Genomic DNA, 22,146 nt, shown 5'->3' on the forward strand with positions numbered 1-22,146 from the left:
CGTCAGTGTCGCGCGGGCCGCCGCCGGCTGCGCGGCTGCGGTGCCGGGTGGGTCCCGTAGATCGCCGGCAGCCAGATCGCCAGCAGCACGTCGACGACGGCGTCCTCGGTCACCGCGGGCTGCTCGCCGGTGAACGTCGCGGCGAGCGTGCGCTCGTTCATCAGATTCAGCGCGACGGCGAGCTCGCGGGCGGGCTGACCCGCTCGCGCCGCGCCGCGAACCCGCTCGGCCTCGATCAGGTCGGCGGTCTGCGCGATCCACCGCTCCATCGCCTCGGCCCACAGCGCGCGGACCTCGGCGCTCGACGGGTGCGCCCGCACCGCGGCCGCGGCGACGACGCGGTGCGCGGAGAAGACATCGACGACGTTCTGGATGACCGCGCGCCACGAGCCGACCGGGTCGCCGGCGAAGTCGAGGACGAGAGGGGTGTGCACCGCCTGCTCGATGACGCGGTCGAGCAGCGCGAGCACGACCGCGTCCTTGGAGGCGAAGTAGAAGTAGAACGTGGGGCGCGACAGCCCGGCCCCGCGGGCGAGGTCGTCGACCGAGAAGCCCTCGAGGCCGTGCTCGGCGAGCAGGCGTTCGGCCGTGGCCAGGATCGCGCGCTCCCGCTCCTCGCCCGAGATGCGCGGGGTACGCCGGCTGCGCGGGGTCCGCGGCGCGCGGGGCTGGGGCGCGGCGGTCTCGGGCACGGCGCCGAACCTACCCGCGGCGGGCCTCTTCACCACGATGTCGGGAATCTCGACACACTGACTCGACTCGGCGTTGAACGACTCGACACGGTGTTGATAACCTCGGCAGCCGTCCCCGAGCGAGGAGCGAAGCGTGAACGACCAGCACGTCGACGTCCTGATCGTCGGCGCCGGCCTGTCGGGCATCGGCGCGGCCTGTCACGTCCGGCGCGACTGCCCGGGCAAGACGGTGGCGATCCTCGAGGCCCGCGACGCCATCGGCGGCACCTGGGACCTCTTCCGCTACCCCGGCATCCGGTCGGACTCCGACATGTTCACCCTGGGCTACTCGTTCAAGCCCTGGACGAGCGGGAAGTCGATCGCCGACGGCCCGGCCATCCTCGACTACGTGCGCGAGACGGCACGCGAGTACGGCGTCGACCGCGTGATCCGATTCGGCCATCGCGTGGTGCGGGCCGAGTGGTCCTCGGCCACCGCGCGCTGGACCGTCACCTCGACCGTCGGCGACTCCGGCGAGACGACGACCCTCACCGCGTCCTTCCTGTCGGTGTGCTCCGGCTACTACCGCTACGACGAGGGTTTCACGCCGGAGTTCCCCGGCCGGGACGACTTCGCGGGGCAGCTCGTCCACCCGCAGCACTGGCCCGAGGACCTCGACCACGCCGGCAAGCGCGTCGTCGTCATCGGCAGCGGCGCCACCGCCGTCACGTTGCTCCCGGCGATGGTGCGCGACGACGCGACCGCGGCCGAGCACGTCACCATGCTGCAGCGATCGCCCACCTACATCTCCGCCGTCCCGTCGCGGGACAAGCTGGCCGACCGGCTGCGCAACCGGCTGCCGCAGCAGCTCGCGTACGGCATCGTGCGCTGGAAGAACATGCTCACCGGCGTCGGCATCTACCAGCTGAGCAAGCGCCGGCCGGAGTTCGTGAAGGGCTTCCTCAAGAAGAAGGCGGCCGAGAAGCTGCCCACCGACTTCGACGTCGAGACGCACCTCTCGCCCTCGTACGACCCGTGGGACCAGCGGCTCTGTGCGACGCCCGGCGGCGAGCTGTGGCGCGCGATCCGCGCCGGCAAGGCCGACATCGTCACCGACGCCATCGACCGGTTCACCGCCACCGGCATCCTGCTGCGGTCGGGACGCGAGCTGCCGGCCGACATCATCGTCACCGCGACCGGGTTGAACCTGTTGGTCATCGGCGGCATGGAGCTCGTCGTCGACGGTGAGCAGATCGACGTCAGCGACACCGTCGCCTACAAGGGCATGATGCTCTCGGGCGTGCCGAACTTCGCGCTGACCGTGGGGTACACGAACGCCTCGTGGACCCTCAAGGCCGATCTAGTGGCGCGCTACGTGTGCCGGCTGCTCAAGCACATGGACAAGCGCGGCTACGACACCGTCACCCCGCAGCGGCCGGCGACGTTCGGCGACGCCGACCTCGCGCCGCTCATCGACCTGCAGGCCGGGTACGTGCTCCGCAGTGCGGGCCAGCTGCCCAAGCAGGGCCCGGCGGCGCCGTGGCGGCTGCACCAGAACTACCTGCGCGACGTGGGCCTCATGCGGCACGGCTCGCTCACCGACGACGTCACCTTCGGCCGGGCCGCCACCCCGGTCGCCGCCCCGGTCGCCACGGGCTGACCCAGGAAGGACAACCGATGACCACCATGCGTGCGCAGCGGCTCGACACCGCCACCCGCGAGGTCAGCGTCCGAGACGTCCCGATCCCGGACCCGGGGCCGGGCGAGGTGCTGATCAAGGTCGCGTACTGCGGCATCTGCCACTCCGACCTCAGCCTCATCGACGGCACCTTCGGGTCGCGGCTGCCCGAGGTGACGCAGGGACACGAGGCGTCCGGTGTCGTGGCGGCGCTGGGCGAGGGCGTCACCGACTGGCAGGTCGGCGACCGGGTCATCCCCGCGGCCGGCCGGCCCGACTTCACCTGCGTCGAGTGCAAGCGGGCCAACTTCAGCGGCTGCCTGAACCTGAAGCTGATGGCCTTCGACTACGACGGCGGCTGGGCCGAGTACACGACGGCGCTGGCGCTGTCGCTCACCCGGGTGCCCGACACCGTGTCGATGCGGCAGGCGGCACTCCTCGCCGACGCCGTCGCCACGCCCTACGGCGCGGTCGTCAACACCGCGCAGCTGCGCGTCGGCGAGTCCGTCGGCGTGTGGGGACTCGGTGGCGTGGGCACGCACATCGTCCAGATCGCGCGGCTGGTCGGCGCCGCACCCATCATCGCCCTCGACCTCGTCCCCGAGGTCCGGGAACGGGCGCTCGAACTGGGTGCCGACCTCGCCGTCGACCCCACCGCACCCGACGCCGCCGACCGCATCCGCGAGGCGACCGGCGGTCGCGGTCTCGACACCGCGTTCGACGCGGTCGGCGTCCCCGCGACGTTCGAGCAGGCACGCTGGTCGGTGCGCGTGGGCGGCCGCCTCGTCGTGGTGGGGATGAGCAACCAGAGCATCGAGCTCGGCGACACGATGACCCTCGGTCTCGCCCGAGTCGCGATCCTCGGTCATCTCGGTTACAAGAACGAGGACATCGCGACGTTGGCCGACCTCGTCGCGCGCGGCCGTCTCGACCTCTCGCGCTCGGTCAGCGACGTCGTCGCGCTGGACGACGTGGCCGACGGCATCCGCCGTCTCGAGCAGCACGAGGGGAACCCGATCCGCATCCTCGTCCGCCCCGGCGACGACGTCGACTGACGCGCCCGGGGCGGGTCAGCTCCCGGCGGGCGTCGGATCGGCGCCGGCGACGCCGCGGGGCCCCGCGTCGGCCGGCTCCAGCAGCGCCAGCATGTCGTCGAGCCCGAAGAACCGCGCGACGTCCAGTGCCGAACGCGGGCCGGTGCGCGGATCGGCGCCGGCGGCGAGCAGCGCCGACACGCCCGCCCCGGAGCGGCGGAAGGTCGCGGCGGCGAGCGCCGTCTGCCCGCGGTCGTTGACCCGCTCGGGATCCGCCCCGGCGGCGAGGAGCGCCTGCACGGTGGCGGGGTGATCGTGGTACGCCGCCAGCACCAACAACGTGTCGCCGGACTCGTTGGTCAGGTTGGCCGGCACCCCGGCGTCGATCGCGGCGCGCAGCTCGGCCGTCCGACCCTCGCGGGCGAGGTCGAACATGCCGGCCAGGAAGGCAAGCTCGTCGTCGGTCAATTCGGTCATCGTCGTCCTCCTCTCCGAGTGGGATTACCCGGATGCCGGTGCTGCATGCGTCGCGCGTCCGGCGGAAGTTCGGCCGACCGCTGGGCGTTGGAGCGGACGTGACGAACGCCGGCGCACCCGACGACGCGGTCGAACCGTCCGGCGCCCCGCCGCGCCGGTGGGTGCCGCGGCACGTGCTCGTCACCCGGTCGGCGGCCCTGCTGCCCCACGGAGCACAGATGCTCGCGCGGTGCGAGGCGGCCGGCGTGCGGGACGTCGCCGTGCTCGCCGGTGACCGGCTGCCGAGCCTGCGCGGTTCCGAGCGCGAGGTGTACGCCCGCGCGAAGCAGACCCTGGCGGTCGTCGTCGCGCCGCCGAGCGCGCTGCGTCCGCAACCGATCCCCCCGAGTGCCGACTGGCGGCTCGACCTCGCCAAGGGGTGCCCGGCGCACTGTCAGTACTGCTATCTCGCCGGGTCGCTGTCGGGGCCGCCGATCACCCGCGCCTACGCGAACCTCGACGACGTCCTCGCGCCGATACCGGGCCACGCCGGGCGGGGCAGCGTCACGACCGGGGACGCGCGTCGCGGCCGCGAGGGCACCACGTTCGAGCTGTCCTGTTACACCGACCCGCTCGGGCTGGAGGCCGTCACCGGCTCGCTGTCGACGGCCGTCGCCCGCGTCGGCCGTGGCGAGTTCGGCGACGGTGTCGGGCTGAGGTTCACGACCAAGTTCGATGACGTCGCGCCGCTCGTCGGGTTGCCGCACGGCGGGCGCACCCGCGTGCGGATGTCGGTCAACTCGGCCGCCGTCGCGCAGCGCTTCGAGGGCGGTACGGCGACTGTCGCCGCGCGGCTCGCGGCGTTGCGCGCGCTCGCGGCGGACGGTTACCCCGTGGGCCTGACGGTCGCCCCGGTGATGCCGCTGCCCGGCTGGCGCGAGGAGTACGCGGCGCTGCTGCGCGACGCCGCCGCGGCGCTGGCCGGCATCCCCGCGCCGGACCTGACGGTCGAGCTGATCACCCACCGGTTCACCGACGCCAGCCGTGCGGTGCTGCTGGGCTGGTACCCGCGCACCCGACTCGACCTCGACGAGTCCGCCCGCACCGTCAAGCGGACCAAGTTCGGCGGCGCGAAGTACGTCTACCCCGCACCGCTGATGCGCGAGCTGCGGGGCTGGTTCGAGCGGGAGCTCGCGGCCACCCTGCCCGGGGCACGACTGCTCTACTGGACGTGACGGCCGGGTCCGCCGCTCAGCCCTCGACGACGCGCCCGGGCAGCAGGGTGGTCAGCGCCTCCTGCAGTTGGTCGGGGCTGTTGGCGCGGTAGAGGTCCACGACCGTCGACGTGCCGTCGGTGAAGGTCATCGCGAGTCGTCGCGCGATCGTGGTGCGGCTGACGACGATCGACGCGACGGCCTCGAGCGGAGTCTCGCCGCGCAGCGACTTCGGCGTCGAGTTCCAGTACCCGACCCCGAAGTAGACGAGGCGACGATTGGTCGCGCCGACCCAGAACACCCGATCCTGCGGAACGACACCGGCCCACCCGCCGGCCCCGGGACCTTCTCCCATCTCGACACCGGTCGCGCTGCTCGCCATCGCCTTCATCGGTGCGTTCTTGCCCGCCGCCTTGCACCCGCCGAGCAGTTCCTCGCCCGGTGCGAGCAGCGGCGTCATCGGCTTCGTCAGCGTGGTCTTCCCGTCGGCCATGGCGACGATCCTGGCGGCAACGCGCGGCGTGGTCCAGACGGGTGTCGCCGCGGTCGCGCATCTGGGACGGTGGTCACCGTGTCCATCTCCCTGCGACCGGTCGACGCGGCGTGTTTCGACGACGTCCAGCTCGTGTTCGGCACGAGGGGGCAGGCAGCTCGTTGCCAGTGCCAGGGCTACCGACTGGGCTGGTACGACCAGCACTCCGACGACGTCGCGGGTCGGCGCGAGCTGCTGCGCGACCAGGTGATCGAGGGGCACGGGCTGCTGGCCTACCTCGACGACGAGCCGGTCGGTTGGTGCTCGCTCGCCCCACGCCGGGACTACCCCTACCTGCGGCAGACCACGTGGAAGGGACGCAGCGAGGACAAGGACGACCCGGACGTCTGGGCGGTCACGTGCTTCGTCACCAGAGCGGGGTGCCGCAAGCAGGGCGTGGCCCGTGCGCTCGCGGTCGGCACGGTCGACGTCGCGCGCGACGGCGGCGCCCGCACGGTCGAGGCGTACCCGATGAAGCCGGCGCCGGGCAAGGACGTCCCGTGGGGGGAGATGCACGTCGGCTCGCTGGGCATGTTCCTCGCTGCGGGCTACCGGGTCGTGCACACGCCGTCGTTGCGCCGCGCGGTCGTCCGCTACGACCTCTGAGCGGCGGATCGCCTCGGTCAGCCGCCGAAGCAGTCGTCGCCGGAGCGCGGCTGATCGACGTGCGTCGTGCGCGCGGCCACCTGCGCGGTCAGGCACTCGTCGCCGTAGCGGATCCACACGTAGTGGGGGAGCTGCCGCCCGACGGTGACCGTGTAGTCGGACCCGAGGGCCGCGACGAGCGCGGCGCGCACCGCCGCGGCCCGCGCACGGTCGCCGTGCAGGCCGGCGAGCGTGCGGACCGTGACCACCCGGGTCCGGGCGGTGACGCCGGCGGGCATCGCCGGGTGTTCGACGTCGAGCGGACGGGTCGTCGGGCACGTCGTCTCGTGCGCCTTGCCCCAGTCCGACGCGCGGGGGTAGGCAAAGGAGTAGCGGTAGCACCGGGTGGCGGTGCTGCCGCGGACGTCGACCGCGTGCCGGTTCACGACGATGCGCAGGACGACGCTGCCACCCCACGTCGAGCCGCGCACCGCCATGGCGTCGATCGTGGTGTCGGCGGCCGTGCCGGTGACGCTCGCGGCCGCGACCCGGGCCGGGATCGGCCCCCGCACCCGAGTCATCACGACGCCGGCGGTGTCGGCGTGCTGCTGCACCGCGTCCGCCGCGGGCGAGGAGCAGGCCGCGAGCACCGCGACGCCGATGGACGACAGTGCGACGACGGCGTCGAACCGCACGCGGATGACGGCCACGGCCAAACCCTAGGCACCGGGGGTGTCGTGTCGGCCGTCCGTGACCCGATCGGTATTCGCGCGGTACGTCCGGGCGACGTGTCAGTTGCCCACCCGTCGGGCCAACCGGTCGAGCCCGTCGCGGACGAGCCGGGCGTATCCGTCGTCGCCGAGCGACGCGGTGGCGGCGAGCCCGAGGCGGGCGTGCTCGGCGGCCCGCGCGCGGTTGCCGAGCCGGCGGTGGCACTCGCCGACGTTGAGGTGCAGGGACGGGTACAGCGCGGCGGCCGAGGCCGCCATCCCGCTCGCCGTCACGCGCTCGTCGGTGACCTCGCCGGCCGCGGCCAGCGCGCGTTCGTCCCAGCGCAACTCCTGCGCGACGTCGTCCTGCACGTCGGCCAGCGCGTGCGCGACGGCGCAGCGGTGCAACGGATCGCCGGTGTCGGCCCCGATGTCGGCCCACAGCTCGTCGAGCAGCTCGCGCGCCCGCGCCGGGTCGGCGACGACCGCGGCCCCGACCCGGGCGAGTACCGGGTCGGGGCCGTCGGGCGGTGTCATGTGCGCGACCGTATGCGCTACGGCCGACATCGGGTCAGACGAGCGACCCCAGCTCCGCGGCGTGCTCGAGTTCGGTCTCGCCGCTCGCGTCCGCGGTCGGCGAGCGATGGGCGGTGACGAGCACCAGCGCCAGCACGGTGGCCAGGACGAGCGCGCCCAGCCCCCACGTGAACGCGACCGTGTAGCCGTGGACGAGGCCGGCGGGGGCGGCCTTCGCGCCGTGGTCGGCGATGTAGTGCGTGGTGGCGGTCGCGGCGATGGTGTTGAGCAACGCGGTGCCCAGCGAGCCGCCGACCTGCTGCGTCGTGTTGACCAGCGCGCTGGCCACGCCCGCGTCCCGGTGGTCGACGCCGATGAGCGCGGTGCTCGACAGCGCCACGAAGGCGAAGCCCATGCCGAGGCTCATGACGATCTCCGCCGGCAGCACGTGGGAGGCGAAGCCCGAGTCGACCTTCAGCTGGGTGAAGAGCACCATGCCGATCGCTGCGGCGGCGGTGCCGCCGGCCATGAGCGGACGCGGGCCGATGCGGGGGAGCAGATTGCTCGCGAGCCCGGCCGCCACGACGATGCCCGCGCTGAAGGGCAGGAACGCGAGTCCGGACTTGAGCGCGCTGTACTGCAGCGTCCCCTGCATGTAGTAGACGAGGAACAGGAACATGCCGAAGAGCGACAGGCCGATCAGCAGCGAGACGAGGAACGCTCCGGCGCGGTTGCGTTCGGTGAAGACGCGGGGCGGCAACAGCGGCTCGGCGGTGCGGCTCTCGATCACGACGAACGCGAGCAGCAGCACCACGGCCGCGGCGAGCAGCACGATCGTGCTGGTGGCCGACCAGCCGCTCTCGTTGGCCTTGGTGAACCCGTAGACGAGGGCGAGCAGGCCGAGCGTGCTCGTCACGACGCCGGGAATGTCGTAGCGCGGCTTGCCCTCGGCGCGGCTCTCGTGGACGACGAGGAAGCCGGCGATGGCGGTCGCGATGGCGATCGGGGTGTTGACCAGCAGCGTCCAACGCCAGGACGCGTACTCGGTGAGCACGCCACCGAGGATCAGGCCGAGGGCGGCGCCGCCGCCGGAGATGCCGCCATAGACGCCGAAGGCCTTGGCGCGTTCGCGTGGCTCGGTGAAGGTGACGGTGATCAGCGACAGGGCCGCCGGTGCCATCAGTGCGGCGAACGTCCCCTGCAGTGCGCGGGCGGCGAACAGCTCGCCCTGGTTCTGGGCGATGCCGCCGATCGCCGAGGCGATGCCGAAGCCGACGAGGCCGATGACGAAGGCGCGCTTGCGGCCGATGAAGTCGGCGATGCGGCCGCCGATGAGCAGCAGGCCACCGAACGCGAGCGCGTAGGCGGTGACGACCCACTGCCGGTTGGCGTCGGAGATGTGGAGGGCGTGCTGCGCCGACGGCAGCGCGATGTTCACGATGCTGGCGTCCAGCACGACGATCAGTTGGGCGACGGCGATGACGGTCAGCGCCAGCCAGCGGCGCGGGTCCTTCGCGACGTACGGGTCGCGGGCTACGGAACTCATGATGTCTGGTCTTCTTCCGACGATCGGGACGGCCCGCAGACGTGGGGCCGGAGGAGACGCTACGAAGTCCGATCGTCCGAGTCAAGACGATCCGATTGCAAGTGGTCCGACTTTGACCTATCTAGGTTCGGGTCGTATCATGCGCGATATGGGCACCCGTTCCGCTGCTGCGTCGGCCGACGCGCTGCCCATGTTCTGCAGCGGGGGCCGTCCGGCGGACCTGATGATGCTGTTGCATGCCGCCGCCGACCGGATGACCGTCGACCTCGACCGTGCCGCCGTGGCGATGGGGCTCAGCGACGTGCGCGACTGGTTCATCCTCGCCGTGCTCTCCGACGACGCCGACCGCACGCAGCTCGAGCTGAGCCGGATGGTCTGCATCGACAAGACGACGCTGATTGCCGTCCTCGACCGCCTCGAACGCCTCGAGCTGATCGTGCGCACGGTGAGCCCGACCGACCGCCGCGTGCGCATCCCGCGCATCACCCCGGCCGGGCGCAAGGCGTACGCGAAGTTCGCCGTCGCGCGCGATCGTGCCGAGTCCGACGCTCTCGACGGCATCGAGCCCGAGCAGCGGGCCCTGCTGCTCGAGCTGCTGGGCCGCATCGCCGACCGGCAGACCGCCGCGCAACCGGTGACCTGAGCCCGCCGGTACGGCAGGATCGGGCCATGTCGTCGTCACGGTGGTCGATCCGCTCGCAGGACTCGTTCCTCTGCATCGGCTCGAAGGGCTCGGTGCTCTCGATCGGGTCCGTCGGCTCCTTCGCGTCGATCGGCTCCGTGGGCTCGGCGTTCTCGGCCTTCTCGGTCGGCTCGTTCGCGAGCGTGCTGTCGGTGCTCGCCGACCGTTCCGACCGCGCGCTGATGTCCTCGCGGTCGCGACGGGGCGTGCTGACCGCGCGCTGACGCGACATCGACGTGGGGCGTCCTTCCCCGACGTCGCGTTGATCAAGAGCGGCTTGTGGTCGCTATAGCGACCACAAGCCGCTCTCGATCATGTGTCACTCGCTCGATGCGCAACGTGATCGCGTCAGGCTGCGTCGCTCTGACAGAGTCACGGGGTGCCCGTCGCCCGCGTCTCCCCGGACGTCCAGATCGCCTACGACACGGTGGGGAGCCCGGACGACCCGGCGGTCCTGCTGGTCATGGGGTTCGGCACGCAGTTGATCGCCTGGCACGACGAGCTGTGCCGGTTGCTCGTTGAGCGCGGCCGCTACGACGGATGGCTCCCTACACCGCACCCGCCCCGGTGCGCATGATCAAGAGGGGGTTGTGGCCGCCCCGGCGACCGCTACCCGCTCTTGGTCACGGGTCGGTCGGCGGCCGTACCTGCTAGCGTCCGCGTCCACCACACGTCACGATCAGTCGGGAGGTCCGCGTGTCGGACACGACGTGTCACATGTCGATCTCGCTGGACGGTTTCGTGGCCGGGCCGGAGCAGAGCCGCGACAACCCGCTGGGCAAGCGGGGGCAGGAGTTGCACGGCTGGCACATCGGCGACCCCCGGGCGACCGAGGCCGACCAGGTCGCGGCCGGCTGGCTCATGCGGCCGCGGGGCGCGTACGTCATGGGGCGCAACATGTTCGGCCCGGTCCGGGGCGAGTGGGACGAGGACTGGACCGGCTGGTGGGGCGACGAGCCGCCGTACCACGTGCCGGTGTTCGTGCTGACCCACCACGGGCACGACCCGATCGAGCTCGCCGGCGGGACGACGTTCCACTTCGTCACCACCGGGTTCGACGCCGCCTACGCCGCCGCGGTCGAGGCCGCCGGTGACGGCGGCGTGGACATCGCGGGTGGGGCGTCGACCGTCCGGCAGGCGTTGCGGGCCGGGGTGGTCGACGAGCTCACCCTCGACATCGCGCCCGTGCTGCTCGGGTCGGGGGAGCGCATCTTCGACGGCGGCGAGTCCTTCGACTTCGAGCCGGTGGAGGTGCTGCACTCGCCGCTCACCACCCACGTCCGCTACCGCCGTACCGGCTGAGCCCGCCACGACGGCGCGGACGCGTCAGCGGGCGAGCAGCGTGCGGGCGGCGGTCTCGATCTCGGGCTCGCCGAGCAGGACGAGGTTGGCGGCGTCGCCGAGCGGGATGTAACTGTCGCGGCTCGCGACGCGGGCGATCGGGCCGCGGTGACCGGCGTCGACGAGTCCGGCGACGACGCCTTCGCCGACGCCGCCGGACGCCCGGGTCTCGTCGACGACGAGGACGCGTCTGGTGCTCTCGGCGGCGCGCACGACCTCGGCCATGGGAAGCGGAGCGAGCCAGCGCAGGTCGAGCACGCGGACGCCGTGACCTTCGCGCGCGAGCCGCGCGGCCACGCGCAGGCTCATTCGGACGCCGTTGCCGAAGGTCACGATCGTGAGGTCGTGCCCGTCGCCGTGCAGGCGCGGCGTCCCGATCGGCGCGACGTCGGTCGGGGAGTAGCGAGCGAGCCAGCCGCGGTCGCCGGGCTCGTGCAGGTCCTTCTCGTGGTACAGCGCGATCGGCTCGAGGAACACGCTGACGCGACCGTTCTCGGCCGCGGCCGCCAGGCAGGCGCGCAGCATCGGACCGGCGTCGTCCGGCCGGGACGGGACGGCGACCGTGAGGCCGGGGACGTCGCGCAGTACGCCGACGGCGTTGTCGTTGTGGAAGTGCCCGCCGAAGCCCTTCTGGTACGCGAGGCCGGCGACGCGCACGACCATCGGGTTCGTGTACGCGCCGCCGGAGAAGAAGCGCAGTGACCCGGCCTCGCCACGCAGCTGGTCCTCGGCGTTGTGCAGGTAGGCGAGGTACTGGATCTCGGGGACGGGCAGCATCCCGCTCAGCCCCAGCCCGAGCGCGAAGCCGAGGATCGACTGCTCGTCCAGCAGGGTGTCGAAGACGCGGGGACTGCCGAACTTTTGCGCAAGTCCGCGCGTAAGCCCGTACACACCGCCCTTGCGGCCGACGTCCTCACCGAACACGAGCACGTCCTTGCGTGCAGCCATGGCGTCGGTCAGCGCCGCGTTGATGTTCTGCGCCAGTGTCATCGGGCCGGCGTCCTCGGGCAGCCGGCCGCCGAACGTCGCGACCCGCGTCTCGTGGGACGCCGGGGGGATCGTCGTGCGGGTCGCCGCCGGGGCCAGCGGTGCCATGGCGGCCGCGGCCGAGTCGAGGGTGGGGGTGTCGGCCAGCTCCTCGGCGATGGCCTCGATGCGCTTCGCGATCCCGGCGTAACGCTCGCCGAGGCCGACGACGTCCAATCGGCGGCCGAACGCGACGAGCGGGTCGCGCTCGCGCTCGGCGTCGATGGCGGAGCCCACGCGGTAGGCGGTCTCGACGTCGGTGCCGGCGTGGGCGAGGTAGCGCACGGTGCGCAGGTGCAGCAGCGCGGGGCGGCGGGTGCGCCGCACGGTCTCGGCCGCCTCGCGCGCCGCGTCGAGCGCGCCGTCGGGGTCGTCGCCGTCCGCCCGCACGTAACGGATGCCCGGACGCTGCGCCGCCTGCTCGACCCAGCCACGCGGCGTCGGCACCGAGATGCCGATGCCGTTGTCCTCGCAGACGAACAGCAGCGGCAGCGGCAGCCCCTGCGTGACGCAGTAACCGGCCGCGTTGAGGGCACCGGCCGCCGTCGAGTGGTTCAGGCTGGCGTCGCCGAACGAGCAGAGGACGACGGCGTCGAGGGGCCAGCGGTTCTCGACGCCGATCCGCTTCGCGCGCGCGAGCGACAGCGCGACCCCGAGCGCGCGGGGGAGGTGCGAGGCGATGGTGGACGTCTGCGGGATCACCGCCAGCGACTCGTCACCCCACACCTTGTGCCGGCCGCCGGAGGCGGGGTCGGCCGTGCTCGCCAGCATGCTGAGCAGGACGGCCCGGACGGCGTCGTCCAACGTCCGGCCGGCCTGCAGCGCGCGGGCGAGGAAGAAGCCGCCCGAGCGGTAGTGCAGCAGGGCGGGGTCGGTGGGCCGCAGCGCCGCGGCGACGTACGCGTTGGACTCGTGACCCGCCGACCCGATCGTGTAGAACCCGCGGCCGGTCTCGCGCATGCGCCGCGCGTGGATGTCGAGCAGCCGGCTCGCCGCCATCGCGTCGAAGAGGTCGAGCGTGCCGCGGTCGACCGACGACGTGTCGGCCCCCGACCCGATCGCGTCGAGCTGCGCGTGGACGCGGCGGTCGAGCTCGTCGTGCGGGGTGGAGCCGGTCGTCGTCACCCCGCCGATCATGCCCGCCGAGTCCGCCCGCGGCGAGGAGGCGGTCGGATCGGGTGGCGAGATACATAAGCGAGTTATATAATCGCTTTATGAGCTTGCGACTGACGGACGTCCGCGCGCTCGCGGCGGGCATCGAGCGCCTCACGATCTGGCTCCGACGGCAGACGCCGACCGAGGTCAGCTCGACCACGCTCACCGCCCTGGACCGGCTCCGTCGGGAGGGGCCGCTGCGCGTGTCGGAACTCGCCGCTCGTGAGGCCATGACCCAGCCGGGGGTGACGATCCTGGTCAACCGGCTGTCCGACGCCGGGCACGCCGAGCGACTGCCCGACCCCACCGACCGGCGCGCCACCCTCGTCCGGATCACCGCCGCCGGCGAGGACGTCCTGACGCGGCGCGAAGCCGCCCGCGCCGAGGTGCTGCGCGCCCGGCTCGCCGAGCTCAGCGACACCGACCGGACCCTGCTCACCGCCGCCCTGCCCGCCATCGAGCGGCTGGTGGCCACCGGCAACGAGGAATCGAGGAAGACCGACTGATGAGTGCCCACGCACACCACGACAGCGCTGCGACCGGCAGCCCGTTCCGCCAGCCCAAGGCGGTCTGGGCGGTGGCGTTCGCCTGCGTCATCTCCTTCATGGGCATCGGGCTGGTCGACCCGATCCTGCCGTCGCTGCGCGAGCAGCTCGGCGCCACGACCGACCAGATCTCGCTGCTCTTCACGAGCTACCTCGTCGTCACCGCGGTGGCGATGCTGGTGACCGGGTGGGTGTCGAGCCGGCTCGGCGCCAAGCGCACGCTCATCGCGGGTCTCGTCCTGATCGTCATCTTCGCCGCCGCGGCCGGGGCATCCGGCTCGATCGACGGCATCGTCGGCTTCCGGGCCGGCTGGGGTCTCGGCAACGCGCTGTTCATCGCCACCTCGCTGGCCGTCATCGTCGGCTCGGCGTCGGGCGGGTTCGCCGGCGCGATCATCCTCTACGAGACCGCCCTCGGCATCGGCATCGCGCTCGGCCCGCTGGTCGGCGGCGAGCTCGGCTCGATCAGCTGGCGCGGCCCGTTCTTCGGCGTCTCCGTCCTCATGGCGATCGCGCTCGTCGCGACCGTGTTCCTGCTGCCGACCCAGCCGACACCTGCGCGCCGCGAGCGGATCACCGAGCCGATCCGCGCGCTGCGGCACCGCAGCCTCGCGACCACCAGCGTCGTCGGCCTGCTCTACAACTGGGGCTTCTTCACCCTGCTCGGCTACTCGCCGTTCCTGATGGGTGACCTCTCGCCGCAGCAGCTGGGCCTCGTCTTCTGCGGGTGGGGCATCCTCGTCGCCGCGTTCGCGGTGTGGGGCGCGCCGTGGCTCAAGGCGCGCTTCGGCACGGCCCGCACGCTCTACGGCAACTTCGTGCTCATGGCCGCGGACCTCGCCGTCATCGGCATCTGGTCGGACCGGCCGACGGTCATCATCGTGGCCGTCATCGTCGCCGGCATCTTCATCGGCGTGAACAACACGCTCGTCACCACCGCGGTCATGAGCATCGCGCCGGTCGAGCGGCCCGTCGCCTCGGCGACCTACGGTTTCGTCCGCTTCATCGGCGGCGGTCTCGCGCCGTTCTTCGCCGCCAAGCTCGTCACCGCGTTCAACACGCACGTGCCGTTCCTGTTGGGTGCCGGCACCGTCCTGCTCGCCGCGATCGTCCTCGCCACCGTGCACCGCGCGCTCGCCGCGGCCGACCGGGGCGAGACGCCGCAGCCCGAGCTCGACGACCTCGACACCGCCGAGCGCGTCGAGGCCGACCGCGTCGGCGCCGGGATCGGCAACACCGACTGAGCCGGACGGGCCCTCGACGGGTGGATCTTCAGGCGACGCGAGCGTTCGAGGTCGTGGTGCCTGAAGATCGCGGGGCGGCGATCAGGCGTCGCGGTAGACGCGCCAGGCCCAGACGATGAGCGGGGCCTGCAGCGGCAGCCGCAGCAGCGTGCCGGTGCGGTAGGCGGGGGAGTCGCTGCGCCGGGCGTCCAGGGCCATCTTGACGTTGCCGGGCAGGACGCCGACGAAGAGCGCCGCCGCGGCGAGCGCTCCCCAGCGTCGGGTGGCCGGCACGAGGACGGCGGCGCCGACGCTCAACTCGAGCGCGCCCGAGCCGATCGTCCAGGTGCGGGCTGTTCCGGGCAGGGCGTCGGGGATCATCGCGTCGAAGATGCCCGGCACGGCGAAATGGGTGGCACCGGCACCGGCGAGCAGGCCGGCCAACGCGGTCGCGCGGGTGCGGGTGACGTCCACGTCGCCAGCTTCTCACGATCCGGACGAACCCGCCGGGGCAGGACGGCCCGCGTTGCTACGCTCGCAAGGATGACGCAGGGGAGGTGACGGCCGTGGCGCGAACGCGCCGGTCCCAGGCTGCCCACCACGACCTCTTCCCGGGTTTCGCCGATGTCACCGAGGTCGGCGCGGGGGCGATCGCCACCGTGTACTCGGCCCGCGAGACCGCCACCGATCGCCAGGTCGCGCTCAAGCTGCTCGCCGTGCGCGACGCCTCCCCGCAGACGCTCGAGACGTTCGAGCGCGAGGCCGCGGTGCTGGGCGCGCTGAGCGCGCACCCGAACATCGTCACCCTGCTCCGGACGATGCGGACGCCCGACAACCGTCCGGTGCTCGTGCTCGAGCTCTGCGACGGCTCCGTCGGCGACCGCCACCGGCCGGGCTACGGCCTGCCGGTGCGCGACGTCGTCGCGCTGGGCGGCAAGATCGCCGGCGCGCTCGAGACCGCTCACCGCGCCGGCGTCCTGCACCGCGACGTCAAGCCGCAGAACATCCTCGTCACCCGCTTCGGCGAGCCCGCACTCGCGGACTTCGGCGTGGCGCGGTTGCAGTCGTCCACCCAGCTGACGAACGGCCTGTTCGACTTCACGACGCTGCACGTCGCGCCGGAACTGCTCGAAGGCGGCCCGGCCGGCCCTGCCACCGACGTCTACGAGCTGGCCTCGACGATGTACCAGCTCGTCGCCGGCTGGTCGGCGTTCCGGGCGTTCGAGGGGGAGGCGCCGGCGTCGGTGATCCTGCGCATCCTGCGCGACCCCGTGCGTCCGCTCGCCGAGAACCGCGCGCCGACGGCGCTGTCGGACCTGCTGATCCGCGCGATGGCCAAGCGGCCCGAGCAGCGACCGGCCAGCGCAGCGGAGTTCGCGAGCGCGCTGACCGAGGTCGAGGCCGCCTACGGCTGGCCGCGCACCGTCGCCGTGGTGGGTGCCGCCGCCGATCCCGCGGACGCGCGCAGCTTCGCCTCGCTGCCCGACGGCCTGCCGCCGCAGCCCGCCCCGGTCGTCCCCGTGAGCACGGCCGACTGGTCGGCGCCGACGCTCACCCAGCACGCGGGTGACGCCGCTCCCGAGCCGACGCCCCCGCCGGCCGAGGTGACGGTGCGGCGCTCGACGCTGCCGGGTGTGCCGCCCGCGGCGCCGCCGCCGGGGGTGCCGCCCGTGGTGCCGCCGCCCGGCGAGCCGCCGGCGGTACCGACGCCGGAGCCGGTCGTACCGACGCCGGAGCCGGTCGTGCCGACGCCGGAGCCGGTCGTGCCGACGCCGGAGCCGGTCGTGCCGACGCCGGAGCCGGTCGTGCCGACGCCGGAGCCGGTCGTGCCGACCCCCACGCCGGAGCCGCCGCCCGTGGAGCCCACGCCCGAGCCCACCCCCGAGCCGGGACCCCCGTCCGCCGCGCACAGCCCCGGCGTGCCGGCCGCCGAGCAGACGGTGCGTCGCTCGGCGCTGGCCGCACCGGCGACGGCGCGGCACGCGGCGCCGCCGACCGACGAGCCGTCCACCCGGCAACCGGCCGCGGAGGAGACGGTGTCGCGCAGCTCGTTGCGCCACCTCGCCGTCGCCCCGGCACCCACGCCGGGCACGCAGGAGACGGTGTTCCGCTCGTCCCTCGACGGGTCGCGGGCGTTCCCGCCGCCCGCCGCGACTCCACCGCCGGTCGCGACTCCGCTGCCGGTCGCAGCGGCCACGCATCCCGACCTCGCCCTCGACCCCGCCGCACTGCGGCGGCGCGTCACCATCCGAGCCGGCTCGGCGTCTTTGCAGGTGGACGAGCAGCGGCTCGTGCTGCGCTCGTGGCTGCGTCGCAGCGAGATCGCGTGGGCGGACGTCACCGGGTTCGAGACCCGTCACGAGGGCGTCGGGGCGCAGGGCAGCGGTGGTCACCTCGTCGCGCTCACCCGCACCGGGCCGGTCGAGCTGCCCGCCACCCGCCGCTCGATGGCCGACCTGCGCTACATGCAGGCCCTGCTCGAGGCCTACCGGCAGCGCGCGCAGTCCGGCGTGCGGCTGTAGCCGACCCCGACCCCGACCCCGACGCCGGCCTCGCGCCGTGTCAGTGCCGGCGGTGCCGCCCGCGTCGCGTCCGTCGCGGCCGGCGCCGCGACTCCCGCCGCTGCGCCATCGACTCCGCCCACGACGCGGGGCCCGCCACCGCAGCGCCCGTCCGGACCCGGTGGTAGCGCAGGCCCGAGCCGACGCGCTGGCGCAGCGTCTGGGCGTGACGTACCCGACGGCGCAGGTCGGCGTGCTCGCGCCAGGCGGCGTCGGCCTCCGCGACGCCCACCGTCGAGGCGGGGTCGAAGATGGCGCGGTTGGCGGCGTCGCCGACGGCCCGGGTGCGCGCCGCGGTCTCGCCGTCGAACCGGCGCGCGGTCGCCTCGCCGACCTCGGCGCTGGTGAAGCTCGTCGCGTCGCCCAACCCCGACTCGGCGAGGACGTCGAGCGTCTCCTGCCACGCGCCGATCACCTGCTCGCGCGGCGCGCCGCGGCGGCGTCGTCGCAGCCGCAGTTGCTTGCGCAGCAGCAGCGCGACGGGCACGAGCAGCAGCAGTACCGCGACCACCACCACGGCGATCAGCCACCACCCGGCCGACGGGCCGCGCGAGCCCGGGACGTCGCTGCGCGGGGCGACCGCGTTGCCGTTGTCCGACGGCGCCTGGGTGGCGAGCGCGTTCGGCGTGGACGACGGGCTCGGCGACGGGGTCGGCCGAGCGCTCACGCTCGGCGCCGGGCGCTGGTTGGAGTAGGTCGAGGGGGTCGCGTCCAGCACGACCCACCCGCGCCCGGCGATGGGGATCTCCACCCACGTCCAGGCCTGCTTGTCGGTGACGTCGTAGGTGCCGGCGGGCACGGTGTCGCCCGTGCCCGAGCCGAGGCGGAAGCCGGACACGAGCCGGGCCGGCACCCCCTGGGCGCGCGCCAGCAACGTCACCAGCGTCGCGTACTGCTCGGGCGTCGCGGAGCGGGTCGGTCCGAGGATCGAGGCGAGCACGCCGGCGAACGCGGTACCGCCCGTGCTCGGGTTGGTGCTCGTCGAGCGGGTCGGTGCCGGCGTGGTCGACGCCGGCGCCGTGGCCGACGTCCCGGCCGAGGGTGCCGTGCTCGCCGGGCCGCCCGAGAGCGAGTAGTGGGTGCGCAGGTCGCGTACGAGCGCCCGCAGGAACGTCACCGCCGACGCGCCCCGCGTCTTCGTCTCGTTCTGCAGCGAGGTCAGCACGGTGCCCAACGAGCGGCGGACGGACGGCGGCAGGGCGGTGTCCGCCGGTGGGGCGGACGTCCCCGGTGTCGCCGAGCGCGGCAGGCTCTCGAAACTGCCGCGCGGCGTGGCCGACATGACGGTGTAGCTCTGCCCGGCCCGCAGTGGCTCGCCGGGCACGATCATGCCGCTGGTGGGCTCGGTGGCGATCGGGACGCCGCTGACGTCCTGCGGCCGGTACTGGAAGGGCAGCCACGGCGCGCCGGCGAGCGGGCCGGCGTCGATCGTGTAGCGCTGGGCGACCGAGCCGCCCTTCGGTCGCAGGCTCGGGTCGGTGTCGGCGGGGACGACGCCACCGGACGGCCGGAACTCGCGCTCGAAGGCCCAGGCGTCGCCGTCGTACACGTCGGTGTCGGCGATCGCGACGTACCGCGACGCGGTCTCTTCGAACGAGACGCCGAAGAGCCGGTGCGCCCGCGCCCGCGGATCGGTGGGCCGCAGTCCCGCGACGAAGGCGACCGGGGTCAGCGGGCCGCTGCGCTCGACGGGGGGCAGCCGCTCGGCCGAGGCCGGCGACCCCGAGAACGCACTGCTCTGCACGACCAGTGCCGCGACCGCCGCGACCGCGACGGCGACGCCCGCGCCGGCGGCGAGCGTGCGCAGCGGCAGCACCACCCGATCGGTCGCGACCGGCAGCCCGGTGAGGCTCGGTGCCGAGCGCGGCGCCTGCTGACCCTGCGCGACGGCGTTCGCCGCGCTGGTGCTCGCGTCCTGGTCGAGCCACGCCTGGACGGCGCGCAGCACCAGCAGCGTCGCCAGCAGTGCACCGGCGAGCAGCGTGTCGTAGCACCGGCCGTCGTCGGCGTCGGTGATCGCGCGCGTCGTCGCCGCGTACGCGAGGCCGAACGTCACCAGGGCGGTCGCCGACGGCACGAGCGTCGGCCAGCCTCGACCGAGGCACTCGCCGATGATCGCGCCGCACAGCCAGCACAGCGCGATCGGGGCGACCAGCAACGTCCGCGGGCTGACCAGGGGCAGCGCGAAGGTGAGGATCTGCGACGGGCCGTGCACCAGCCCGTCCCACAGCGAGGAGAAGCCGAACGGCTCGCGCAGCGTCACGAGCGTCGTGAAGAACACGAACCCGGCGAGGTCGACGAGCGCGGTCAACCACAGCGTGCGGACGCCGATCGCGACGACGACGACGGGGAGCAGCACGCTGATCAGCGCCGTGCCGACGAGCGGCACCGCCATGACGTCGGCGGGGAACGCGCGCAGCCAGGGCGCGCTCGCGAGCACGCACAGGACGAGGGCCAGGGGCAGCACGAGTAGCGGCAGGGACCGGCGCAACCGCGTGTTCACGCCGTCACCTGCAGGTTCCAGGCAGCGGCCGCCTCGTCGGCGTCCTTGGCCACGAGCACGCGCACGCCGTGCGGCACCGGCCCGTCGCCGCGCTGCTCGGGGTCGAGCGAGACGAGGACGATGCGCTCGAAGCGCCGCCGCAGCCCGGCGAGGTACGGCAGGCCGGCCGCGTCCAGGGCGCCGGTGACGACGACGAGCGAGGTCCCGCCGCGGGTCTGGCGCAGCGCCGTCAGCACCGTCTGCAGCGACCCGTCGGCGTCGGCGGAGAGCCCGGTCAGCTCGTCGACGAGCTCGGTGGGGTCACGCAGCCACGGGCCGCCGACGACGGTGCCGTCGGTGAGGCGCAGCTCGACCGGCGCGCGGTCGGTCGCCGCGGCGACGACCACCGACGCGGCGACGTCGACGGCCTCCTCGAACGACTCCTCGGTGTAGAGCCGGGGCCGCTGGTCGAACACCACGACGGTGTAGGGCTGCGAGGTGTCGACGTTGTGGCGCACGAGCAGCCGTCCCGCACGGGCGGACGAGCGCCAGTGCACGAGCCGTACGTCGTCGCCCTCGGCGTACTCGCGCAGCCGGTGGAAGGTGACGTTGCCCTGGGGCGAGGAGTCCGAGGACGGCCCCTCGAGGTGACGGGTACGGCCGACCGGCAGCTGGCGCAGCCCCAGCACGCGCGGGTACACCCAGATGCGCTCGGTCCCGGCGTGGTGGCGGGAGAGCCGGAACAGCTCGAACGGGTCGCGGCGGGTGAGCTCGAGCGGCGGGACGTCGAAGATGCCGCGCCGCGTGGTGGGCAGCCGGTAGGCCCGGGTGCCGCTCTCGCCGCCGCGCAGGCGCGGGATCACCGTGCGCACCCGCTGCGAGCCGAACGGCTGGGTCGCGACGGCGACGGGGTGGCTGCGGCGGCTGCGGTTGGCGAAGGTGAGGAACGCGATGGCCGGTGAGCCCTTGGGGACCCGCGGCGGCTGGATCTCGCGCCCGATCGACAGCGGGGTGGGCCGGACGACGGTCGCGAGGCCGAGCAGCACGGCGGCGAGCAGCCCCAGGCCGAGCAGGTCGAAGGCCAGCCAGTCCAGCACCAGACCGAGCACCAGCGACGCGACGCCCGCGACGAGCGCGGCGATGCCGTAGGGCGTCACGGTGTGCGGTCCCGCCGGTTCACGACGTCGCTCAGCTTGCCGCGACCGCGCGCGGCACCTGGACCGACTGCACCGCCCGGGCGACGAGCTCGGTGCCGGTGCGGCCCTGCAGCTCGGCGTCGGGCTGCAGGATCACGCGGTGCGACAGCACGACCGGCGCCATCGCCTTGACGTCCTCGGGGATGACGTAGCTGCGTCCCGTCGCCGCGGCGCACGCGCGTGCCGCGCGGAGCAGGGCGAGGCTGCCGCGCGGCGAGACCCCGAGCCGCAGCTCGGACATCGTGCGGGTCGCCGTGGCCACGCCGACGATGTACTGCTCCAGCGCGGGCGCGACGTCGACGTCGCGGACGACGTCGATCATCGAGCGGACGTCGGCGTCGCTGAGAACCGGCGAGAGCTGCGCGACCGTCGAGCCCGACTTCTGGGTGCGCAGGATCTCGGCCTCGGCCTCGGCGCTCGGGTACCCGACGGACACCTTCATCAGGAAGCGGTCGAGCTGGGCCTCGGGCAGGACGTAGGTGCCCTCCATGTCGATCGGGTTCTGCGTCGCCACCACCATGAACGGCCGCGGCATCTCGTAGCCGATGCCGTCGGCGGTGAGCGTGCCCTCCTCCATCACCTCGAGCAGCGCCGACTGCGTCTTGGGCGAGGCGCGGTTGATCTCGTCGGCGAGCACCACGTTGGCGAAGACCGGGCCGGGCTTGAACTCGAAGCGCTGCGTCGCCTGGTTCCACACCGAGACGCCGGTGACGTCCGAGGGCAGCAGGTCGGGCGTGAACTGGATGCGGTGCCACGACAGCGAGATGGACGACGCGAGCGCGCGGGCCAGCGAGGTCTTGCCGGTGCCGGGGACGTCCTCGAGCAGCAGGTGCCCCTCGGCGAGCAGGCAGATCACGGCGTTGCGGACGACGTCCGGCTTGCCCTGCAGGACGTGGCCGATGTTCTGGCAGAGCCGGTCGACCCCGTGAGCGACGCGGGCGAAGCCGTCGGCGGGACCGGTCACGGCTGGCCTCCTGGAGGATTCGGTGGGTG

General features: G+C 73.6%; 22 protein-coding genes. 11 read left to right on the top strand and 11 right to left on the bottom strand.

The window, feature by feature from the left end; all coding sequences use genetic code 11:
* Window positions 1–2: 2 nt before the first annotated feature.
* On the bottom strand, window positions 3–692 hold the full coding sequence (locus tag BUE29_RS15140; RefSeq protein WP_073391286.1) for a TetR/AcrR family transcriptional regulator: 690 nt from the start codon (window positions 690–692) through the stop codon (window positions 3–5).
* 133 nt (window positions 693–825) lie between these two features.
* Here BUE29_RS15140 and BUE29_RS15145 point away from each other — a divergent pair, with 133 nt between their 5' ends.
* A complete protein-coding gene (locus BUE29_RS15145; protein WP_073391287.1) occupies window positions 826–2,331 on the top strand; it encodes a flavin-containing monooxygenase in 1,506 nt (501 codons plus the stop codon).
* A 17-nt stretch (window positions 2,332–2,348) separates the two neighbouring features.
* Entirely contained in the window at window positions 2,349–3,404 is a 1,056-nt protein-coding gene (locus BUE29_RS15150; protein WP_073391288.1) for a zinc-binding dehydrogenase, read from the top strand.
* A gap of 15 nt (window positions 3,405–3,419) precedes the next feature.
* Here the strand turns inward: BUE29_RS15150 and BUE29_RS15155 are convergent, their stop codons facing one another.
* Window positions 3,420–3,860, bottom strand: coding sequence for an ankyrin repeat domain-containing protein (locus BUE29_RS15155; RefSeq protein WP_073391289.1), 441 nt, complete (start codon window positions 3,858–3,860; stop codon window positions 3,420–3,422).
* Window positions 3,861–3,958: 98 nt separating this feature from the next.
* Here BUE29_RS15155 and BUE29_RS15160 point away from each other — a divergent pair, with 98 nt between their 5' ends.
* The gene (locus BUE29_RS15160; protein WP_073391548.1) at window positions 3,959–5,074 is read left to right on the top strand and encodes a spore photoproduct lyase family protein; all 1,116 of its coding nucleotides are present in this window, start codon (window positions 3,959–3,961) and stop codon (window positions 5,072–5,074) included.
* Window positions 5,075–5,090: 16 nt separating this feature from the next.
* Here BUE29_RS15160 and BUE29_RS22075 read toward each other — a convergent pair whose 3' ends face one another.
* The gene (locus BUE29_RS22075; RefSeq protein ID WP_073391290.1) at window positions 5,091–5,546 is read right to left on the bottom strand and encodes a hypothetical protein; all 456 of its coding nucleotides are present in this window, start codon (window positions 5,544–5,546) and stop codon (window positions 5,091–5,093) included.
* A gap of 78 nt (window positions 5,547–5,624) precedes the next feature.
* Here BUE29_RS22075 and BUE29_RS15170 point away from each other — a divergent pair, with 78 nt between their 5' ends.
* Entirely contained in the window at window positions 5,625–6,191 is a 567-nt protein-coding gene (locus tag BUE29_RS15170) for a GNAT family N-acetyltransferase (protein ID WP_200800242.1), read from the top strand.
* A 17-nt stretch (window positions 6,192–6,208) separates the two neighbouring features.
* Here the strand turns inward: BUE29_RS15170 and BUE29_RS15175 are convergent, their stop codons facing one another.
* The 3 genes from BUE29_RS15175 to BUE29_RS15185 form a co-directional block, all read right to left on the bottom strand.
* On the bottom strand, window positions 6,209–6,880 hold the full coding sequence (locus BUE29_RS15175) for a hypothetical protein (protein WP_073391292.1): 672 nt from the start codon (window positions 6,878–6,880) through the stop codon (window positions 6,209–6,211).
* Between the two features lie 81 nt (window positions 6,881–6,961).
* The gene (locus tag BUE29_RS15180) at window positions 6,962–7,417 is read right to left on the bottom strand and encodes a hypothetical protein (protein ID WP_073391293.1); all 456 of its coding nucleotides are present in this window, start codon (window positions 7,415–7,417) and stop codon (window positions 6,962–6,964) included.
* Window positions 7,418–7,451: 34 nt separating this feature from the next.
* Window positions 7,452–8,942: an MFS transporter gene (locus BUE29_RS15185; protein ID WP_073391294.1), complete on the bottom strand. Its 1,491-nt coding sequence runs from the start codon at window positions 8,940–8,942 to the stop codon at window positions 7,452–7,454.
* 148 nt (window positions 8,943–9,090) lie between these two features.
* Between BUE29_RS15185 and BUE29_RS22080 the strand changes: the two genes are divergently transcribed.
* From BUE29_RS22080 to BUE29_RS15205, 4 genes are all read left to right on the top strand, one after another.
* Window positions 9,091–9,585 (top strand): MarR family winged helix-turn-helix transcriptional regulator, encoded by a 495-nt coding sequence (locus BUE29_RS22080; RefSeq protein ID WP_234971481.1) that lies wholly within the window; start codon window positions 9,091–9,093, stop codon window positions 9,583–9,585.
* Between the two features lie 26 nt (window positions 9,586–9,611).
* Entirely contained in the window at window positions 9,612–9,848 is a 237-nt protein-coding gene (locus tag BUE29_RS15195) for a hypothetical protein (protein WP_073391295.1), read from the top strand.
* Window positions 9,849–10,003: 155 nt separating this feature from the next.
* A complete protein-coding gene (locus BUE29_RS15200; protein ID WP_073391296.1) occupies window positions 10,004–10,201 on the top strand; it encodes a hypothetical protein in 198 nt (65 codons plus the stop codon).
* A gap of 119 nt (window positions 10,202–10,320) precedes the next feature.
* A complete protein-coding gene (locus BUE29_RS15205) occupies window positions 10,321–10,926 on the top strand; it encodes a dihydrofolate reductase family protein (RefSeq protein WP_073391297.1) in 606 nt (201 codons plus the stop codon).
* A gap of 24 nt (window positions 10,927–10,950) precedes the next feature.
* Here BUE29_RS15205 and BUE29_RS15210 read toward each other — a convergent pair whose 3' ends face one another.
* Complete coding sequence (locus BUE29_RS15210) at window positions 10,951–13,128, bottom strand: thiamine pyrophosphate-dependent enzyme (protein WP_084181198.1); 2,178 nt, start codon at window positions 13,126–13,128, stop codon at window positions 10,951–10,953.
* A 77-nt stretch (window positions 13,129–13,205) separates the two neighbouring features.
* Here BUE29_RS15210 and BUE29_RS15215 point away from each other — a divergent pair, with 77 nt between their 5' ends.
* Complete coding sequence (locus BUE29_RS15215; RefSeq protein ID WP_073391298.1) at window positions 13,206–13,652, top strand: MarR family winged helix-turn-helix transcriptional regulator; 447 nt, start codon at window positions 13,206–13,208, stop codon at window positions 13,650–13,652.
* Window positions 13,652–14,935 (top strand): MFS transporter, encoded by a 1,284-nt coding sequence (locus BUE29_RS15220; RefSeq protein ID WP_073391299.1) that lies wholly within the window; start codon window positions 13,652–13,654, stop codon window positions 14,933–14,935. The genes BUE29_RS15215 and BUE29_RS15220 overlap by 1 nt, the downstream gene beginning before the upstream one ends.
* An 81-nt stretch (window positions 14,936–15,016) precedes the next feature.
* On the opposite strand, the gene BUE29_RS15225 is transcribed toward BUE29_RS15220, so the two are convergent.
* Window positions 15,017–15,388, bottom strand: coding sequence for a DoxX family protein (locus BUE29_RS15225; RefSeq protein ID WP_073391300.1), 372 nt, complete (start codon window positions 15,386–15,388; stop codon window positions 15,017–15,019).
* A gap of 92 nt (window positions 15,389–15,480) precedes the next feature.
* On the opposite strand from BUE29_RS15225, the gene BUE29_RS23440 reads away from it, so the two are divergent.
* Complete coding sequence (locus BUE29_RS23440; protein ID WP_143168201.1) at window positions 15,481–17,436, top strand: serine/threonine-protein kinase; 1,956 nt, start codon at window positions 15,481–15,483, stop codon at window positions 17,434–17,436.
* 40 nt (window positions 17,437–17,476) lie between these two features.
* On the opposite strand, the gene BUE29_RS15235 is transcribed toward BUE29_RS23440, so the two are convergent.
* The 3 genes from BUE29_RS15235 to BUE29_RS15245 are packed head-to-tail and all read right to left on the bottom strand — an operon-like array spanning window position 17,477 to window position 22,117.
* Window positions 17,477–19,978 carry a transglutaminase-like domain-containing protein gene (locus tag BUE29_RS15235; protein ID WP_073391302.1) on the bottom strand — a complete coding sequence of 834 codons (2,502 nt, stop codon included), beginning with the start codon at window positions 19,976–19,978 and terminating at the stop codon, window positions 17,477–17,479.
* Window positions 19,975–21,114, bottom strand: a complete 1,140-nt coding sequence (locus tag BUE29_RS15240; RefSeq protein ID WP_073391303.1) for a DUF58 domain-containing protein — start codon at window positions 21,112–21,114, stop codon at window positions 19,975–19,977. The genes BUE29_RS15235 and BUE29_RS15240 overlap by 4 nt, the downstream gene beginning before the upstream one ends.
* A gap of 31 nt (window positions 21,115–21,145) precedes the next feature.
* Window positions 21,146–22,117 (bottom strand): AAA family ATPase, encoded by a 972-nt coding sequence (locus BUE29_RS15245; RefSeq protein ID WP_073391304.1) that lies wholly within the window; start codon window positions 22,115–22,117, stop codon window positions 21,146–21,148.
* Between the last annotated feature and the right edge of the window lie 29 nt (window positions 22,118–22,146).

The sequence above is a fragment of the Jatrophihabitans endophyticus genome (assembly GCF_900129455.1).
Classification (GTDB): domain Bacteria; phylum Actinomycetota; class Actinomycetes; order Mycobacteriales; family Jatrophihabitantaceae; genus Jatrophihabitans; species Jatrophihabitans endophyticus.

Coding starts and splice junctions, on each gene's coding strand:
- BUE29_RS15195 (WP_073391295.1), top strand. CDS start 9,612: ATGTCGTCGTCACGGTGGTCGATCCGCTCGCAGGACTCGTTCCTCTGC.
- BUE29_RS15210 (WP_084181198.1), bottom strand. CDS start 13,128: ATGATCGGCGGGGTGACGACGACCGGCTCCACCCCGCACGACGAGCTC.
- BUE29_RS15155 (WP_073391289.1), bottom strand. CDS start 3,860: ATGACCGAATTGACCGACGACGAGCTTGCCTTCCTGGCCGGCATGTTC.
- BUE29_RS22075 (WP_073391290.1), bottom strand. CDS start 5,546: ATGGCCGACGGGAAGACCACGCTGACGAAGCCGATGACGCCGCTGCTC.
- BUE29_RS15180 (WP_073391293.1), bottom strand. CDS start 7,417: ATGACACCGCCCGACGGCCCCGACCCGGTACTCGCCCGGGTCGGGGCC.
- BUE29_RS15185 (WP_073391294.1), bottom strand. CDS start 8,942: ATGAGTTCCGTAGCCCGCGACCCGTACGTCGCGAAGGACCCGCGCCGC.
- BUE29_RS22080 (WP_234971481.1), top strand. CDS start 9,091: ATGGGCACCCGTTCCGCTGCTGCGTCGGCCGACGCGCTGCCCATGTTC.
- BUE29_RS15150 (WP_073391288.1), top strand. CDS start 2,349: ATGACCACCATGCGTGCGCAGCGGCTCGACACCGCCACCCGCGAGGTC.
- BUE29_RS15215 (WP_073391298.1), top strand. CDS start 13,206: ATGAGCTTGCGACTGACGGACGTCCGCGCGCTCGCGGCGGGCATCGAG.
- BUE29_RS15220 (WP_073391299.1), top strand. CDS start 13,652: ATGAGTGCCCACGCACACCACGACAGCGCTGCGACCGGCAGCCCGTTC.